This window comes from Streptomyces sp. WAC06614, from assembly GCF_003949795.1.
GTDB lineage: Bacteria > Actinomycetota > Actinomycetes > Streptomycetales > Streptomycetaceae > Streptomyces.
Genome location: NZ_RPRY01000003.1, coordinates 1 through 16,809, shown reverse-complemented (window position 1 = coordinate 16,809; position 16,809 = coordinate 1). Strand labels below are relative to the sequence as shown.

Annotated in this window: 15 protein-coding genes; 5 read left to right on the top strand and 10 right to left on the bottom strand. The window is 70.2% G+C overall.

What is annotated here, in order from left to right:
• The first annotated feature begins 46 nt into the window (after nucleotides 1-46).
• Nucleotides 47-2,530: a DUF4118 domain-containing protein gene (locus EF918_RS00770; protein ID WP_125638882.1), complete on the top strand. Its 2,484-nt coding sequence runs from the start codon at nucleotides 47-49 to the stop codon at nucleotides 2,528-2,530.
• 21 nt (nucleotides 2,531-2,551) lie between these two features.
• On the opposite strand, the gene EF918_RS00765 is transcribed toward EF918_RS00770, so the two are convergent.
• The 6 genes from EF918_RS00765 to kdpF form a co-directional block, all read right to left on the bottom strand.
• Entirely contained in the window at nucleotides 2,552-3,043 is a 492-nt protein-coding gene (locus EF918_RS00765) for a hypothetical protein (RefSeq protein ID WP_260609673.1), read from the bottom strand.
• Nucleotides 3,044-3,502: 459 nt separating this feature from the next.
• Nucleotides 3,503-4,027 carry a hypothetical protein gene (locus EF918_RS00755; RefSeq protein WP_125638873.1) on the bottom strand — a complete coding sequence of 175 codons (525 nt, stop codon included), beginning with the start codon at nucleotides 4,025-4,027 and terminating at the stop codon, nucleotides 3,503-3,505.
• On the bottom strand, nucleotides 4,024-6,087 hold the full coding sequence (locus EF918_RS00750; protein WP_125638870.1) for a hypothetical protein: 2,064 nt from the start codon (nucleotides 6,085-6,087) through the stop codon (nucleotides 4,024-4,026). Before EF918_RS00750 ends, EF918_RS00755 begins: the two co-directional genes overlap by 4 nt.
• Nucleotides 6,087-6,530: a hypothetical protein gene (locus tag EF918_RS00745; RefSeq protein WP_125638867.1), complete on the bottom strand. Its 444-nt coding sequence runs from the start codon at nucleotides 6,528-6,530 to the stop codon at nucleotides 6,087-6,089. Before EF918_RS00745 ends, EF918_RS00750 begins: the two co-directional genes overlap by 1 nt.
• A gap of 147 nt (nucleotides 6,531-6,677) precedes the next feature.
• Entirely contained in the window at nucleotides 6,678-9,236 is a 2,559-nt protein-coding gene (locus EF918_RS00740; RefSeq protein ID WP_125638864.1) for an ATP-binding protein, read from the bottom strand.
• Between the two features lie 2 nt (nucleotides 9,237-9,238).
• Nucleotides 9,239-9,328: a K(+)-transporting ATPase subunit F gene (kdpF, locus tag EF918_RS00735; RefSeq protein WP_125638861.1), complete on the bottom strand. Its 90-nt coding sequence runs from the start codon at nucleotides 9,326-9,328 to the stop codon at nucleotides 9,239-9,241.
• A gap of 212 nt (nucleotides 9,329-9,540) precedes the next feature.
• Between kdpF and EF918_RS00730 the strand changes: the two genes are divergently transcribed.
• Nucleotides 9,541-11,103, top strand: a complete 1,563-nt coding sequence (locus tag EF918_RS00730; protein WP_125638858.1) for a Na+/H+ antiporter — start codon at nucleotides 9,541-9,543, stop codon at nucleotides 11,101-11,103.
• A gap of 84 nt (nucleotides 11,104-11,187) precedes the next feature.
• Complete coding sequence (locus EF918_RS00725) at nucleotides 11,188-12,060, top strand: DUF1648 domain-containing protein (protein WP_260609672.1); 873 nt, start codon at nucleotides 11,188-11,190, stop codon at nucleotides 12,058-12,060.
• A gap of 128 nt (nucleotides 12,061-12,188) precedes the next feature.
• Here EF918_RS00725 and EF918_RS00720 read toward each other — a convergent pair whose 3' ends face one another.
• Complete coding sequence (locus EF918_RS00720) at nucleotides 12,189-12,980, bottom strand: GNAT family N-acetyltransferase (RefSeq protein WP_125638855.1); 792 nt, start codon at nucleotides 12,978-12,980, stop codon at nucleotides 12,189-12,191.
• A gap of 811 nt (nucleotides 12,981-13,791) precedes the next feature.
• Between EF918_RS00720 and EF918_RS00715 the strand changes: the two genes are divergently transcribed.
• Nucleotides 13,792-14,478 (top strand): response regulator, encoded by a 687-nt coding sequence (locus EF918_RS00715; protein WP_125638852.1) that lies wholly within the window; start codon nucleotides 13,792-13,794, stop codon nucleotides 14,476-14,478.
• A gap of 62 nt (nucleotides 14,479-14,540) precedes the next feature.
• Here EF918_RS00715 and EF918_RS00710 read toward each other — a convergent pair whose 3' ends face one another.
• Nucleotides 14,541-15,272, bottom strand: coding sequence for a MerR family transcriptional regulator (locus EF918_RS00710; RefSeq protein ID WP_125638849.1), 732 nt, complete (start codon nucleotides 15,270-15,272; stop codon nucleotides 14,541-14,543).
• Nucleotides 15,273-15,326: 54 nt separating this feature from the next.
• Between EF918_RS00710 and EF918_RS00705 the strand changes: the two genes are divergently transcribed.
• The gene (locus EF918_RS00705; RefSeq protein WP_125638846.1) at nucleotides 15,327-15,635 is read left to right on the top strand and encodes a hypothetical protein; all 309 of its coding nucleotides are present in this window, start codon (nucleotides 15,327-15,329) and stop codon (nucleotides 15,633-15,635) included.
• A gap of 103 nt (nucleotides 15,636-15,738) precedes the next feature.
• On the opposite strand, the gene EF918_RS38930 is transcribed toward EF918_RS00705, so the two are convergent.
• Nucleotides 15,739-16,221 (bottom strand): GNAT family N-acetyltransferase, encoded by a 483-nt coding sequence (locus tag EF918_RS38930; protein WP_312847801.1) that lies wholly within the window; start codon nucleotides 16,219-16,221, stop codon nucleotides 15,739-15,741.
• On the bottom strand, nucleotides 16,143-16,514 hold the full coding sequence (locus tag EF918_RS38925; RefSeq protein ID WP_312847800.1) for a hypothetical protein: 372 nt from the start codon (nucleotides 16,512-16,514) through the stop codon (nucleotides 16,143-16,145). The genes EF918_RS38930 and EF918_RS38925 overlap by 79 nt, the downstream gene beginning before the upstream one ends.
• Nucleotides 16,515-16,809 lie beyond the last annotated feature (295 nt).

Below are 16,809 nucleotides of genomic sequence, written 5' to 3'. Positions count from 1 at the left end.
GAAGGAGGACGGCGAGCAGCAGTGACGAGCGGGCAGGAGCCCGTCCATGGCGCGTGGGCGATTGCGGATCTACCTCGGGGCCGCCCCCGGGGTGGGGAAGACGTACGCGATGCTCGAGGAGGGGCAGCGTCTGGCAGGGGCCGGTGCCGATGTGGTCGTCGGGTTCGTCGAGCCGCACGGTCGACGGCCCACCGCGGCCCTCGTCGAGGGTCTGGAGATCATTCCCCGGAGCACCCTGGAGTACCGGGGGGCGACGTTCACCGAGATGGACCTGGACGCGGTGCTCGCGCGCCGTCCGCAGGTCGCCCTGGTCGACGAGCTGGCGCACACCAACGTGCCCGGCTCACGTCGTACCAAGCGATGGCAGGACGTCGAGGAACTCCTGGACGCGGGCATCGACGTCGTCACCACGCTCAACGTCCAGCACCTGGAGTCTCTCGGTGACGTGGTCCGGCAGATCACCGGTGTCCCGCAGCGGGAGACCCTGCCCGACGAGGTGGCGCGCCGAGCGGACCAGATCGAACTGGTCGACCTGCCGCCCGAGCTGCTGCGCCGGCGCATGCTGCACGGCGAGATCTATCCCTCGGAGCGCATCGAGGCCGCTCTCACCCACTACTTCCGTGTCGGCAACCTCACCGCGCTGCGGGAGCTCGCCCTGCTGTGGCTTGCCGACCGCGTCGAGGAGGGGCTCCAGCGCTACCGCGCCGAGCACGGCATCACCACCCCCTGGGAGACCCGCGAACGCATCATGGTCGCCCTCACCGGCGGCCCCGAGGGCGGCACGCTGATCCGCCGCGCGGCCCGCATCACGGCCCGCGTGCCAGGCAGTGAGCTGCTGGCGTTGCACGTCGTGCCGAGCGACGGCCTCACCCATGGGGATCAGGCGAGCCTCGCAGCCCAGCGTGAGCTGGTGGAGTCGTTGGGCGGGAGCTACCACCAGACCACCGGCGACGACATCCCCGAGGAACTGCTCCAGTTCGCGGAGGCCGAAGGCGTCACCCAGATCGTGCTGGGCGCTAGCCGCCGCGGCAGGGTCTCCACGTTCCTCCGCGGAGGCGTCGGGCACCGGACGATCCAGCGGTCCGGCCCCATCGACGTGCTGGTCGTGACCCACGAACACGCCGCAGGGTCGTCCTCCGCCCTCCGGCTGCCGCACCCCAGCCGCGCCACCGGGCCACGGCGGTTCTGGACGGCGATCGTGCTCGCCGCAATTGCCCTCCCGGTCCTGACCCTCCTCCTGGTCCTCCTGGGCGAGCACGTGGACCTCTCCCTCGCCCTGGTGCTCTACCTGCTGGCCGTCGTCGTCATCGCCCTGGTCGGGGGTCTCGTCCCCGCCCTGCTGGCCGCACTCGCCGCCAGCCTGCTCGCCGACTACTACTTCACCCCGCCGTTGCACTCGCTGCGCGTCGAGTACCCCGCCGACGTCCTCGCACTGGTGGTGTACGTCGTCACGGCCGTCGTGGTCGGCATGGCCGCAGGAACGGCAGCCCAACGCACGTACCAGGCCGTCCGAGCGAGCTCCGAGGCCAGGGCGCTGAGCCGACTGGCCACCGCCATGATGCACGGGCAGGACTTGCCGACCCTGCTCGAACAGGTACGGGAGGACTTCGGCCTGGACGCGGTCAGCCTGCTGGAAAGGGATACCGGGCATGCCGCCGAGCCCCGCTGGTACGTCGTCGCCAGCACCGGCGTTGATCCGCCCGAGCGTCCCTACGACGCCGATGTGGAGAGCCCCGTTGGCGACGACATCTCCCTGGCGGCCCGCGGACGACCGCTGAGCAGCGAAGATCAGCGCGTGCTGGCAGCGTGCGCTGCCCAGTTGGGTATGGCGTACTCCCACGGACGGCTTGCCGCCCACGACGCCGAAACGGACCTGCGCGCCACTGCGGAGCACACCAGGGCCTCACTGCTCCGCATCGCGGGCCGAGACCTGCGGGGGCCGCTCCGTACGGCTGACGACGCGCTGAGCAGCCTGCGCGACCTCGCGGACCCCGAGGAGGCCCGTCTCCTCGACACGGCCCGAGGGGCCTTGCGCCGCGCGGACCAGCTGGTCTCGGATCTCGACGACCTGAGCCGACTGCATGCGGGCGCACTCGATCTCTACCTGCGCCCGGTGGACCTCGACGAACTGCTGACCGCCGTGATGGACGATCTCGGTCCCGGCCATACGCTGCGCTGCATCCTTCCGGAGCGGCTGCCCGACGTGATCGCCGACGCAGCCGTCCTCACCCGGGTGCTCACCACGCTGGCGGCCGAGGCCCAGAGGCACAGTCCGCCGGACCGGCGCGCGCAGCTGACGGCCGAGACCAGCCCCGGCTCGGTGGAGATCCGCATCACTGACGGAAGACCCGAGGGGGCGCAGGAGGCAGGGTCCGGGGCACACCCGAGCCGATCCGCCGACAGCCTGGCCCTGCGGATGTCCCGCGACCTCACGGAGAGCATGGGCGGGACTCTCGAACCGGCCACCGACGGGTCCGGGTTCGCCGTGGTGCTCACGCTTCCGGCAGCAGCACGCAAGCAGGACCACTGACCGGTGTGAAGGTGTGAGCGGTCACTCCAAGCCGGAGACCTTGAAGACCGTCTGTGCCGTTTCGCGATCGATGTGCTGCGCCAGCTGCTGCAGCGCGGTCACGCCGGAGAGCAGGGTGCCGCGCTGGATCGACGCGCGCGTGTCCATGTCGAGGAGGTGCCACATCGCCGGGTTGCGAACCAGGACGGCCGGGTCGATCTCGACCCGGCTTCCGTGCGTGTCCCGAAGGACCATCCGCTGGGCCACCCCGTCGTACCACCGGACCGAGACGAGGAAGTCGGTGCGGACCGTGTCCGTCATGAGCAATCCGCCGGCGCTCAGCAGTCCAGGACGAATGGAGACCCGAGGCGGGCGCAAGATCACGAAGAGAAGGACCGCGAGGCCAGTCCACAGGGCGCCGCGTGTCAGGTCGAGGCTTCCGAAACCGGCGTCCACGGCGAACAGGGCCGTGAAGAGGAGGAACGCCACACCGATCGCGGAGCGCCACTCACCGGCCCAGTGGATGTCGTGCACGAAGGGCCCGGGAGAGGCCGCTGCGGCGCCGTGTGCACCCGCCCGGGCACGTGTGAAGCGTTCCATGAGAGCGACGTTAGGGCTGGTAGAGGCTCTGGAGCCGGACCCTGACGCACCGCTGATGTGATGGCTACGCCATCTTGATGGGGCTCCCACGGCGGGAACCCCATCGGCTTCAAGGGCCCGGTGGGCTGATCGAAGGCGACGGCCGGGAGTAGTCGTACGGCGGCGGGCTCCATGGTGCTCGGGCGGGCGAAGGCTTGAAGGGTCCTGCCCGGTTAGCCATGAGGACCAGCATCGTCCCGACGAAGAGCAGGGTGACGATGATGAGGGCGAGCCCGAAGGGGTTGTGGGGGTTGTAGTAGTAGCGGTTCGTACCCCACTTGCTCCGTCTGAAGACCGGTTCGTCGTCGTACCGCACAGGCCGACTCCTCAAGTCGAAGGGGATAGTGCTTCTGGTCAACGGGCGCAGCCGGCTGCCTTCTGCGCGGCCGGCAGGTAGGCGGCGATGAAGCGGGCGAGATCCTCGCGGCGTTCATTGACGTCGGTCGGAGCTTTCCGTACCCAGACCTCCACCACGTATCGGTGCGGCTCACCCTTGTACGTGCACGCGCTGTACGCCATCGCCGCGCTGTCCGCGATCCGCGCATCGGTGCCGATGTCCGCCTTCTGGGGATTCCCGGCGCTCAGGAGGTTACGGCTCTTGACCTGCAGAGGGTCCACATTCGCAGCCACCAGGCTCGCCTGGAACGTCAGCTCGCGGCGCTTGTCGACCTCCATCCCGCAACCGGTGATGTCTCCACCGCGCTCGCTGGTGTCGCCCTGCTTGAACGAACCACCTGGCGGGAGCAGCGGTTTCAGCAGAGCGGGCCGCACCTCGACGCCGCACACATCGCCGGGTACCGCGTAGTCCTGGCCCTGCGCGCACCCTGCCGCACCGGCCAGCAGGACCAGGGCCAGGGCAGTGGCACGATGGCGGCTCACCGGGCGCCTGCCAGGCCCTGGGCCTTCTGGTTGCCGTCGAAGGCCGCCCCGTTGATCTCGGACGTGAGCATGTAGCGGTTGTTGCCGGCGCCGGGATTGGCCTTCGCCCATTCGTCCGCGAGGGCCTGGAGCTGCCGCTCGCGGCCCGTGAAGGTGGCGCCGTTCTGGCGCGTGGTCTCGGCGTTGATCCGCGCCTGCTCGTCGAGCTGCCACTGGTAGGCGAGGGCGTCGACCCCCCGCTGCGCGGCGTCACCGACGACGGGGATGAAGTTCGCGGCGCCGCCGAAGCCGTGGTAGAGCCACTTGGCATCCCACGAGGGGTCGTCCTTGTCGGTCTTCAGGGCCTGGTAGCGGGCCTCTTCCAGGAAGCCCACCGTGGCGCCGGCTCGCACCAGGTTCTCCTTGGGGTCGCTGGGGTGGTCCCCGTGAATGTCCTTGATCATTTCGCGGTTCATGGCCTCGTTGAGCATGCCGTACGAGTCCTGGTCGCGGGAGATCTGCTTGCTGACCTCCAGCAGCTGATGGCGGTCCAGCAGGCGGGGGTCCTTCTCGTCGTCGGCGAGTGAGCTGGCCGAGTGGTGGACGACGTCGCTGTGGGCCGAGAGGACCTTGGCCATGTCGTCGCGCATCTCGGGCGGGAACTCGTCGCCGCGCTCGGAGAGGTACTTCAGGGAGCGGTCCAGTACTTGGCGGTGCTCGGGGGTGAGGTCCGCCGGGCGGGCCGTGGGGTCGTTCGGGTTGACGCCGGTGGCGGCGGAGACCAAGGCGGCGCCGGTGGCCTCGCGGGCCGCGTTGCCGTCCTTGCTGTCCAAAGGGGTGTCGTCGAAGGTCTGGCGGTCGCCGAGGACGTACTGGGCATTGTCGGTCGGCTGCGTGGTGTTGAAGAACTCCGTGGCGGCGTTCGGGCTGGCGGCGAGGGCCGTCATGAAGCCGGTCATGGGGTCGCGGCCGAAGTCCTCACCGATGAAGTTCATCTTCGGCACCGGCGGGACGCCGCCGTTCCAGTAGTTGGCCGGGAGCTTCATCTTCTTCTCCGTCGCGACGAGCGCGTTGCCGTAGTCGTTCAGAAAGCGGTTGTCCCAGTCGCCGCTGCGCATGAGGTTGCTCATCACCTGGTAGCCGTAGACCTGGGTGCCGCGGGTCTGGATCCGCTCCTCGCCGAGCTTGACCATGTCGTTCTCCCAGGTGCGCATGGCCGGGCTGTCGGACTGGGTGGCGCCGGCCAGGGTGAAGGAGAGGTTGCGCTGGAAGTCGCCGAGCTGGTCGTGGCGGGAGCGCTGCAGGGTGCCGCCGTCGGACGGGTCGGCCAGGTCGGCCCAGAAGTCGAGCAGGCCGCGCGGGCCGACGGTGGTGGCGAGCCTTTCCTGGAAGAGTCGGTCGTCCTTGTACTTGGCCAGGTCGGCGTTCAGCCTGTCGAAGTCCTCGGGGGACATGTCGTCTCCCTTGGTTTTGAGGAGCTTTGCGATCCGGTCGGCGTCCTTCATGGCGTCTGCCGCGCGGTCGCGGTCGTAGTAGGCGGCGTCGGAGAAGCCGTACGGGGTCTGGCTGACCAGCATCGTCAGGGCTTGCGCCGCCGTGGTGTCGCTCTCGGTCGCACCCTCCAGGATCCGCTGGACCTCGTCCCGCAGTGCGGTCGCATCGGCCTCGGTGTGCTCGGGCACCGAGGTGCCCTTGGCGGCGCGGTCGGGGTGGACGTTCATCGTGACGGTGAAGCCGCCGTCACCCGTCCCCACGACCGTGAGGTTCTTCTCCAGCCCGCGCCGGATGGCCTCGTTCAGCCTGGTCTTGTAGTCGACGAGCTCGCTGTGGGTGTCGCGCAGGACGTTCCCGATGCTGGTCGCCTCGGTCGCGGCGTCCGCGAACTCCTTGGCGGTCTTGCCGATGAACTCCCGCGTCACGGTCGCGTTCACCCCTGCCCAGTCCGCCTTCGCGGCTTTCCCGCCGAGATCGCCGCGGGCATCCGACTCCAGCTCCCACAGCTTGGTGGCCATGGCCGTCCAGTCGGCCACGGCCGTGGACAGCTTCGAGAAGTCCGCGAAGCGCAGTGCGTCCAGGTCCATCAGTGCTGCGCCCTCTCCTCGAATCCTGCGTTGAGCTGCGCGAACTTGAACTGGGTGGCGATCCAGTACTCGTCCTCGGCGTGCGCGTTCTGGGTGTAGTCCAAGTGGTTGGAGATGTGGGCGCAGGCATCCAGCAGGGTGCCGACCTGGTCGTGCCATTTGTCGGCGACCGTCGAGAGGGCCGCACCCAGGGCGAAGTCCTTCTTCAAGGAGCCCGCAGCCTCGTACGTGCTGGCCTTGGCGTGGTCCCCGTCGGTGCCGAGCCGCTGGCGGAGCTTGAACGCCGCGTCCCCGACGGCAGCCAAGTCCTTCTGGGTGACCACCAGGTCCCCCTGCGGCCCCGCTCCGCCTCCTCCTCCGGGATCCAGCTGATTGAGCCGCATGGCGGTCTGTCTGTCGGCAGCGGCTGACTTGAGCTGCGCCCATTCTTCGTCGAATGACATGCGTTCCCCCATGGTGGAAATGACCTCACCCTGTGTGATCCAGGGTCAGGACTGTGCGGTGCTGCGACGCCGGTGAATGCGAGATCAAGCGGCCCGAAGACGGTGGGTTGGCAAGGACACGCCGGTCAGAGCCGTTCTGCGCCCGCATCAGTGATCGGCCGCGGGCAGGGACAGGACCATGGTCAGACCGCCACCAGGGGTGTCCTCAGCGGTGAGCGTGCCGTCCATGGCCTCGGTGAGCCCGCGGGCCAGAGCGAGGCCGAGACCGAGACCGGCGGTGTTGTCGCGGTCGCCGAGGCGCTGGAAGGGCTCGAAAGCCCGCTCGCGGTCACCAGCGGCGATCCCGGGACCCCGGTCGGCGATCCTGACCTCGACCCGGCCGGCCAGGGCGCTCGCCGTCACCAGCACGGGATGGTCCTTGGGCGCGTGGCGGACCGCGTTGCCGACCAGGTTCGCCAGGACCCGTTCGAGGAGGGGAGGGTCGGCCTGGAGCGCCGGTACCGTCTCCAGGCTCTGCACGTCGATGCCGGGCTCGTCCGCGGACAGCGGTTCCAGGGAGTCCAGAGCGGCCGGCAGGACTTCCTCGAGGGTGGTGGCCCGCAGTTCGAGGGTGAGGGCGCCGGCTTGCAGGCGGCTGAGGTCGAGCAGGTTCTCCACCAGCCGGTTCAGCCGGTTCAGGGACAGCTCGGCGGATTCGAGCAGCTCCGCCCGATCCTCCTCGGAGAACTCCACGTCCGGGGTGCGCAATGAGGTGATCGCCGCCAGGGCCCCTGCCAACGGGGTGCGCAGGTCATGGCTGACGGCCCGCAGCAGGGCGGTGCGCAGCCGGTCGGCGGCCTTGATGGGTTCGACCTCGGCAGCGGCCTCGGCCAGGCGGGCCCGTTCGACCGCGGCGCCGACGTGCGCGGCGAAGGCGGCCAGCACGCGGCGCTCGGAGGAGGGCAGCATCCGGCCGCGCAGGACGAGGAAGGCCCCCGATCCGGCCGCGACCACCAGGGCGGGGTCCGAACCCGCGCGGACGCGGCGTCCGCTCTCGGTTCCGGAACCGGTGTCCGGGGTCTCCGGAGCCAGATCGACGGTATCCATGCCGAAGGTCTCCCGGGTGCGTTCCAGCAGCGCCGGTATCGTCTGGTCGCCGCGGACGATGCTGCCCGCAAGGGAGGACATCGTCTCCGCCTCGGCCGTGGCCCGGGCGGCGCGGCGGGAGAGCCGCAGGGACCTGTCCGCCGCGGCGGCCACGGTGGCGGCGACGACGGCGAAGACCACCAGGGCCAGCACGCTGTCCGGGTCGCTCATGGTGAACTCGCCTATGGGCGGCATGAACCAGTAGTTGAGGAGTAATGCGGCGGTCAGCGCCGCGACCAGGGCAGAGACCACTCCGCCGATGCAAGCCACTGCGACGACGGCTACCAGGAAGAGCAGGGCTTCGCTGGTGAGGTTCAGCGTGCCGCGCATCCGGTCGAGGCCGAGGGTGAGCAGCACCGGGAGCACCACACCGGCCACGGGTCCGGCGATGAGCCGGGAGGTGGGGAGCGTACGGCGGCGGGACGGCAGCAGCCGGCCGTGCCCCGCCCGCTCGTGCGTGACCATGTGCACGTCGATGTCCTCGGAGAGCGCCACCACGGTCTCGCCGATGCCCCGGCCGGTGAGGAAACGTTCCAGCCTGCGGCGGCGGCTCGTACCCAGGACGAGCTGGGTGGCGTTCTCCGCCGTCGCGAAGTCCACAAGGGCCGTCGGTACTTCGTCGCCGACGACGGAGTGGTAGCTGCCGCCCAGGTCCTCGACGAGGGCCCGCTGCGCGGCGAGCGCCGCGTGCGAGACCCCGGCGGCGAGTCCGTCGCTGCGTGCGATGTGCACGGCCAGCAGCTCGCCGCCGGCAGAGCGGCCGGCGATGCGGGCGGCGCGGCGGATCAGGGTCTCGCCCTCGGGGCCGCCCGTGAGCGCCACCACCACCCGTTCCCGGGTCTCCCAGACGTCCCCGATGCCGTGCTCGATGCGGTACTTGTGGAGGGCCTCGTCCACACGCCCGGCCAGCCACAGGAGCGCCAGTTCCCGCAGGGCGATGAGGTTGCCGGGGCGGAAGTAGTTGGCGAGGGAGGCGTCGATCCGCTCCGGGGGATAGATGTTGCCGTGTGCCATCCGGCGTCGAAGTCCTTCAGGGGGTATGTCGACCAGTTCGATCTCGTCGGCGCGGCGCACGAACTCGTCGGGCACCGTCTCGTGCTGCGGCACTCCGGTGATCTTCTCGACGACGTCGCTCAGCGACTCCAGGTGCTGGATGTTGAGCGTGGTGACGACGTCGATCCCGGCGGCGAGGATGTCCTCGACGTCCTGCCAGCGCTTGGGGTGCCGGTCTCCGCCCGGAACGTTGGTGTGGGCGAGCTCGTCGATCAGCACCACCTGCGGACGCCGGGACAGCAGTGCTTCCCGGTCCAACTCCGCGTACCGGCCACCACGGTAGTCGTGGCCGGCCAAGGGAAGTATCTCCAGGCCGTCGAGCTTCGCCTCGGTGTGCCGGCGCCGGTGGCACTCCACGAGACCGGCCACGACATCCGCTCCGCGCGCCACCCGGCGGTGGGCCTCATCGAGCATGCGGTAGGTCTTGCCGACGCCGGGAGCCGCGCCCAGGAAGACCTTGAGCCTTCCGGGCCGGACGATCGGCTGTGCCGCCCCTGCTGTCAGGCCGGCCGCGTCCGTCGTCGTCATGCTCAGAACTTCTCGGGAAAGAAGAACGCCAGGAGCAGATACCCGACCAGGCAGACCGCAATGATGATGCCGACGACATTCTCCGTACTCACCCGTACCCGACTCCTCCGGACGCCCTCAACCTCACCAGCGAACACCAGCGAGGTCGTGAACGAAACGTCCCTGATGCACTCCTAACGGCACTGGGGTGGGACTTTGACGGTGTGTTGACGGCCGGTACATCGATAGGGTGAAGGCGGTGTGCCGGGAAGCCTGGTCGGCGTCGTGTGACCGCATGGTCCGCGTCGACTCGGGTGGGGGCGGAATGCGCAGCGTCGGTACGGTCTTGTTCCTCGTGGTGCTGGCCACGGTCGTGGCCACGGGTGCCCGCCGCTGGCGAATCCCCGCGCCCTCACTGCTCGTTGTCGCAGGCCTCGTCGTCGCGCTGATACCCGGCACCCCCGAGATCCGGGTCAGTCCCGAAGTCATCGGGCTCGTCGTGCTGCCGCCTCTGCTCTACGCGAGCGCGGAGGAGCTGTCCTGGCGCGAGCTGCGCCTGGTGTGGAAGCCGGTCAGTGTGCTTGCCGTCGGCCTGGTGCTGGCCTCGGCGGCCGCGGTCGGGGTGATCGCGTCGCTGATCACTCCGCTGACGTGGCAGATGGCGCTGGTGCTCGGGGCCATCCTCGCGAGCACGGACCCGGTGGCGGTCACCGCACTCGGCAGGCGCCTGGCCCTGCCACCGCGAGTCCAGGTCCTCGTACAGGCCGAGAGCCTGTTCAACGACGCCACCTCGCTCGTGCTCTTCCGAGTCGCCGTCGTCGTCGCAGCGGCCTCCGCCGGTGTGTCCTGGCAGGCAGCTGGTAGTGAATTCGCACTGCTCGCCGGGGGCGGCATCCTCATCGGGGGAGCTGTCGCCGGGGTGGTGGCGCTGATCCGCCGCAGGACCGAGGACCCGGTACTGGAGACGGTCATCGCCCTGGTGACCCCGTACGCCTCCTACGTGCTGGCGGAGGCGGTGCATGCGTCGGGCGTGACGGCCGTCGTGGTGGCGGGTGTCGTGCTCGGAGGCCGGGCGGACCGGTTGACCAACGCCGGCATACGGATCCAGTTGCACGCCGTCAACGGCACCGTGGTCTTCCTGTTGGAGAGCGTCGTCTTCAGCCTGATCGGGCTCACCCTGCCGGGGCAGGTCGTCGCGCTGACCGCCACCGACGGACTCTGGCCGCTGTACGCGTTGGCGGTCGCCGCGACCCTGATCACCGTGCGCCTGCTGTGGGTTCTGCCGCTCTCGGCCGTCGTCCAGCGGAACGCGGGCGTACGCCCGTCCTGGCGCGTCCCGGTCGTGCTGACCTGGGCGGGTACTCGCGGTGTCGTCCCGCTGGCCGCGGCGCTGTCCATCCCGGTCCTGGCGGACGACGGAAGCGCTCTGGACCAGCGGCCACTCGTACTCGTACTGACCACGTCGGTGGTGGTGGTCACCCTTGTCGCCCAGGGCTTCACCTTGGCCGACGTGGTTCGCCGCTCCGGCATCGCCCTCGAACCGGACCACACCGAACGCGAGGAGGCTTCGGCCCGGTGCGCCCTCGCAGCCGCCGGCATCCGGCGCCTGGACGAGATGTCCGACCTCGAAGCGGTACCGGACGTCGTGGCGGACCGGCTCCGGCGCAGTCTGCATGCCCGCCTCGAACACGCCCGCGACCGCCTCGAGGAAGCCGACCTGGCCGAGTCGGCGGACCACATCTACCGGCTGCTGCGCCGCGACCTCATCCGGGTCGAAGCGGCCGAACTCCAGCGGCTCTACGACGAACACCGGGTCAGCGATGCCACCCGCCGGAGCCTCCAGCGCTCGCTGGACCTGGAGGAGGCGCGGCTTGACCTGGCGAGATGACGCCTACGGGCGCGGCGCACTGGCCATGACAAGGCAGAACCCGCGGAAATGATCAGGGGTCGGTATGAGCGAGGGGATGAAGAGATGGAACGGAAGCACGGGACGTGGTGGGGTGTTGCGATCTGGGCCGTGGTGGTCCTGACTGCGCTCGTCGCAATGCCCTGGGCCGCGGATGGCCGGCTGCCGGAGCGGCTGGCGACTCACTGGAGCGTCGGCTCTACCGGGCCCGACGGCTCGATGCCCGTGTGGGCAGCCGCAGTGTTTCCCAGCTCGATCTGGGTGGCCCTCGTGCTGCTGATCGTCGTATTTGTGCGGCGGACCGATGGGGCGGCCTCGGGCCCGGCGATGCGGAACTGGGCCGTAGCCGGTCTACTGTCCGGGGGTGTCTTCCTCGCCGGTGCGCAGACATCCATTGTCCGGGCGAACCTGGATCACGCGGACTGGCGACAGGCCGATCCCGTGAGCGTGTGGGCCGTGCTGACGTCCGGGGTGGCGGCGACCGTGGCGGGGCTGGCCGGGTGGGCGGTGACCCGCCGCGATCGGGCGCCGGCGACACCGGGCGTGGTGACGAGCGGGCCGAACACGGAGATTCCGGCCGGCGAGAGGTTCGTGTGGCTCTCCCGGACGGCGAACCCGTGGCTCCATTGGATCGGGGTCGCGACCGGCCTGGTCACGCTGGCCGCCGCGCTGGTCGGGGCGAGCGGAATGGTCGGGGTGCCGTGGGCGGTCGTCGCACCGTTCGCCATGGTCTCCGTCGTGGTGCTGTCGTGCGCCTCCGTGCAGGTGCGCGTCACCGAGAAGGGCCTGAGCGTCGCCTTCGGCCCGCTCGGCTGGCCCGTGCGACACTGGCCCGTTCAGGACATCGAATCGGCGCGTGCCGAAGCCCGCACCCCCGCTCAGGTCGGGGGCTGGGGATACCGGCTGAGCGGCATGGGGACGACGGTGATGCTGCGGTGAGTGTCTGGTGATCCGCCCCCGGCGGGGGAACGAGTTCGCGGTGAGCGTGGACGACGCAGAGCGCGCTGCTGGCCTGCTCAACGCAATGAGCGCGCAGCGTACCTGCTGACGCGTCGGCCAGGCCTGGCTCACGCGGGGACCGCGGTCGGCTGGACCTCGCGTGCCAGGGCCCGGCCGGTGGAGTGATGGACGTATTCGCGGGTCAGCCGGAAGCCGGCCGTCCAGGCCAGCAGCCGGCTGGCCCGGTTGTCACGCGAGCAGCACCAGCTCGGGATGTGTCCGCGTGCCCGGATGTCCGCTGTCAGGCCGGCAACGCAGGCCAGAGCCAGGCGCTCGCGGCGGCGATCGGGCACGGTGACGACCGCGACGTCCTCGTGGGCGCTTCCGAGGAAGTAGGTGCAGGCGACGGAGAGGATCCGGCCCTTGGCGAACGCCGCCCAGCCATGACCGGATGCTGCGAGCCCGGCAGCGCCGCCCCAACTGGCATGAATCCAGGCACTTTCGGGACGCAGGTCGGCGAGTGCCGGAACGTCCTCGGGCGTCAGCCGCCGTACCGTTACGCCGCGCGGTGTGCGGGGGAGGGACACCGGTGCCTGGGCCTGGTGGACGTACAGCATCCGTTCCCAGGGGACGACGCGCTCGAAGGCGGACCCGAGAGAAGGCCAGAACCGTGCGGGGGCCTCCACGTATCGGCCCGCGAACGGGGACAGGGCAGCCGGGGTGAGCGCGCTGGGGTCGCCGCGCAGCAGCACGTGGTCCGCGCAGGTGACGGCCAGTACGCGGGGCCGGTCCGGGCGGTCGGCCCACCAGGCGCCTCGGCCCGTGGTCAGCACGTGTTCGGCGAGGGCGCCGGTACCGGGGGAGCCGGTGGGAAACCAGCGGCTGAGGGCGGGGAGCTGCTGCGGCGCGATCTCGATCACGAAGGGCCTCCAGGCGGTGCACGGGTTCTTTGGTCCCGGGAGCGGGGCGTACTGCCGCCCGGCTCTTTCAAGCGACGGATGGTGCGCTCCGTAGTGGCGCAGCCAGGCGGCCTCAGAGGCAGCTGCGGTCCGAAGACGTCGGGTGCAATGCGATGCCGAGTGCTGACCGGGTGAGCGGACCCGAAGCCTGCGAAGAGTGAGGCCTGGTGCCTGCCCGGGGTGGGGGCAGGCACCAGGCGGAAGCGGCCGCCGGCTGTACGGGCGGGGGCGGGCGGCCGCAGATCGTGCGGTGGCTCAGTGCACCGGCAAGTGGGCAGCGCGCGGGGCCGGGCGCACCGTATGCGGTGGCCGGTCGTCGTGGCGCAGGCGGCTGTTCACGTCACTCATCCAACTGCCTTGCGAAATAGAGCTCAAGGCAGTCAGCCAGTCCTTGACAAGGCTCTGATGCCGGCATGACCCGGGCGGGGTCATGCCCACCACGGAGCAGAGCACGACTCCCTGACGGCTTCCCCCACGCCCTGCCATCAGCGGCGCGTCAAGAAGTACAGGCCTCTCGTCAGAGTGGCGTCAACGTGGCGCATCGGCTCCTGCAGGTGGTCGCAGACTGAGCGGCAGGGGGAAGCGGACGGCCGTCCGTGATGCGAGGTTGGAGGGCGCGAACGATCGTCGCCGAGACCATGCCCAGTCCGGACCGCGGGGGGTCGGACTGGTGCCGGGACGCTCCACGGTCCGGCCGTCTCGTCCGGCGGAACGCCAACTGGCCGGTCCGGACCTCCAAGGGACTCACGTACGACAGGAAGGCGGCGCGCCGATGACCAGGGTGCTGGTGGTGGATGACGAACCGCAGCTCGCGCGGTTGCTGGTCATCAATCTGAAGGCGCGGAAGTACGAGGTGGACTGCGCGCAGGACGGGGCCGCGGCCCTGGACGCCGTGGCGGCCCACGGCCCGGACGTGGTGCTGCTCGACCTCGGGCTGCCCGACATGGACGGGATCGATGTGATCAAGCACTTGCGCGGATGGTCGCAGGTGCCCGTGCTGGTGGTCTCCGCCCGCCACGGCTCCGAGGAGAAGATCGCGGCGCTGGACGCGGGCGCTGACGACTACATCACCAAGCCCTTCAGCATGGACGAACTCCTGGCCCGGCTGAAAGCGGTCGCCCGCCGCATGCTGCCACAAGGCTCGACAGCCTCGGAGGAGGCGGTAGTCGAGACCGACGAGTTCACTGTCGACCTGCTCGCGAAGAAGGCCAGGCGCAGAGGGGAGAGCATCAGGCTCACGCCGACGGAATGGCATTTGCTAGAGGTCCTGATCCGCAACCGGGGCCGGCTCGTCAGCCAGCGGCGTCTGCTCCAGGAGGTGTGGGGCTCGTCCTACGGAACGCAGACCAACTACCTGCGGGTGTATATGGCTCACCTCCGCCGGAAGCTGGAAGCGGACCCCTCGCACCCGCGCCACCTGATCACCGCCCCTGGCATGGGATACCGCTTCGAGGCGTGAGCCAGGCGTAGCCGACGTGGTGCAGTCGAGGCCCCGTCGATGCCGAGGACGCGCACGTCACGTCACACGCCCAGCTGTGCGCGAATGAGAGTGTCGAGCCGCTGCCATGCGGGGGACGAGGCATTGACCGACCCCTGGATGAGGGCGGGGATATCGGAGGCTGCATCCAGCCCGGGAAGGGCGTCGGATCCGTAGCGCTCCCGGGTCGCCACGGCGATGCGGCGGGCAAGGTCGTCGATGCGGGGGTCGTCGGCGTCGAGGTCGTACGCATGGTCGTAGTCGAGGTAGAGCTGCCGTAGCGCCGGGTCGGACAGCGTCTCGGCCTGGTCGTGGAACAGTGCGAACGCGCGGTCCGACTGGGTGGCGAAGACTAGGATCCACAGGTCGCGCTGCAGGTCCACCCATCGAGGCGTGAATCCCCAGCGGCCCAGGCGCTCCAGATGTGCGCCGACCTCGGCCGGCAGCGGTGCCAGATTCCCGGCGGCGAGTCGGCGCAGGTGCCCTTGCGTTGCCCGCAGGCGGTGGATGCGTGCGGTGAGCTCGTCGTCGATCTCGCGCAACGCCTGCTGGAACTCCTGGTCGGTCGCCGACCTCAGCTCCCGGATGCGGGCCAGCGGGACTCCGGCTTCGGCGAGTGTCCGGATCTTGATCAGGTCGATGGCGTCGTGCGCGCCGTACCGCCGGTAGCCGGAGGCATCGCGGTCGGGCTCGGGGAGCAGGCCCTTGTCGTGATAGACGCGGATGGTCTTGATCGACACCCCGACGTACTTGGCCAGCTGCCCGATGGTGATCACCGGGCCATCGTCCCACTTGACCTTTCCCCTGGGGCAGGGTTGCAGCATGGCGCCATGACGAATACGGACATCGATCGGGAGACCCTGCGCGAGCTGGCCGATGAGGGCAACGAGGTCGCCTTGGAACGGCTGGCCGACATGGCTGACGCGGCTGGGGACCTCGGGGAGCTCAGCGAACTGTTGGATGAGGGGTGCATGCACGCCGGGTTCCTGCTCACCCGACGGGCGGTCGCGAACGGCGACCTGCGCGAGCTGCAACAGATCTCGGACGCCGGGTACGACGAGGCCGGGAGCGAGCTGAACCGGCTGCTGGAGGCACCAGCCGGCGGGCACGAGGGCCCGGGATCCGACCGACTGCCGTAGCGGGGCTCCAGGCCGCAACCATCGGGTGCGGCTCGCGATCGGCGTGCCGGGTGGCCGGGGCCGCGGCTGTGGTGGACGGAGCCCAGGCGGCCAGCCTCCCCCGTCAGCTTGCGGACAGTCTTCCGGCCGGCACCGGGGCACCGACCGCGTAGTGGGCGTACTCCCGCTCCGGGCGGAAGCCGGCGGTCCAGGCAAGCAGGAGGCCGGGGCGGTTGGACGTCGAACAGGTCCAGATCGGCGTGTGACCGCGGGCCGCTATGTCCGAGCACAGGGCGTTGACGCAGTCGAGCGCCAGGTACTGCAGGCGGGGGTCGGGCACGGTGACGCAGGCGACGTCCTCGTACGCGGTGCCGAGGAAGTAGGTGCAGGCCACGGCCGCGATGCGGTCGCCGTGGAAGACGGCCCAGGCATAGCCGGAGCGGGCGAGGGAGTCGGGACCGCCCCACGTACGGTGGATCCAGCCCATGGCGGGCGGAAGCCTGGTGAGCGCCCGGGCGTCCCGCGCGTTCAGCCTGCGTACGGTGACACCCCTCGGCGGTCGGCGGCCGGCACGGACGAGCGCTTGACGTACACCACACGCTGCCACGGCACCACACGCTGGAACGCGGCACCGAGCAGCGGGAGGAATCGGCCGGGGGCTTCGACGGAGCGATCAGCGAAGACGGCGAGTTCGCCCGGCGTGAGGGCCCCCGGTTCTCCGCGCAGGAGTACGTGGTCCCCGCATTCCACAGCGATCGCGCGCGGCTGGATCACGCGGTCCACCCACCACCGGCCGGCCTCGGTGGTCAGGACGTGCTCGGTCAAGGCGCCGGAGCCCGGGGCTCCGGTGGGGAACCAGCGGACGAGGGCCGGGAGGCGATGCGACGGCAGGTTGATCACGGGACTTCCTTGCGGGGCCATGGAAGGGGGGGGCGGCCCTGTCGGAGGGCCGCCCCAGGGGGTGGGCTGGTGACTAGCAGTTGGGTTTGCTGCCGTGGTTGGAGCCCTTCTTGCGGCGGGCCCTCTTCTTGCGTGCGCGCTTGGACATGTCCGTGCGTCCCTTCAGGCGGTCCTACGTTGTTGATGGGTCGATCGAGGCCAGTCGTAAGGTCTTGGAGATCCAGAGACGCCGGGTATGGCTTTCAGGCGGTTGCACTCGATGGTTCGCCTCACCTGGCCGCCCGGTGTCTCACGA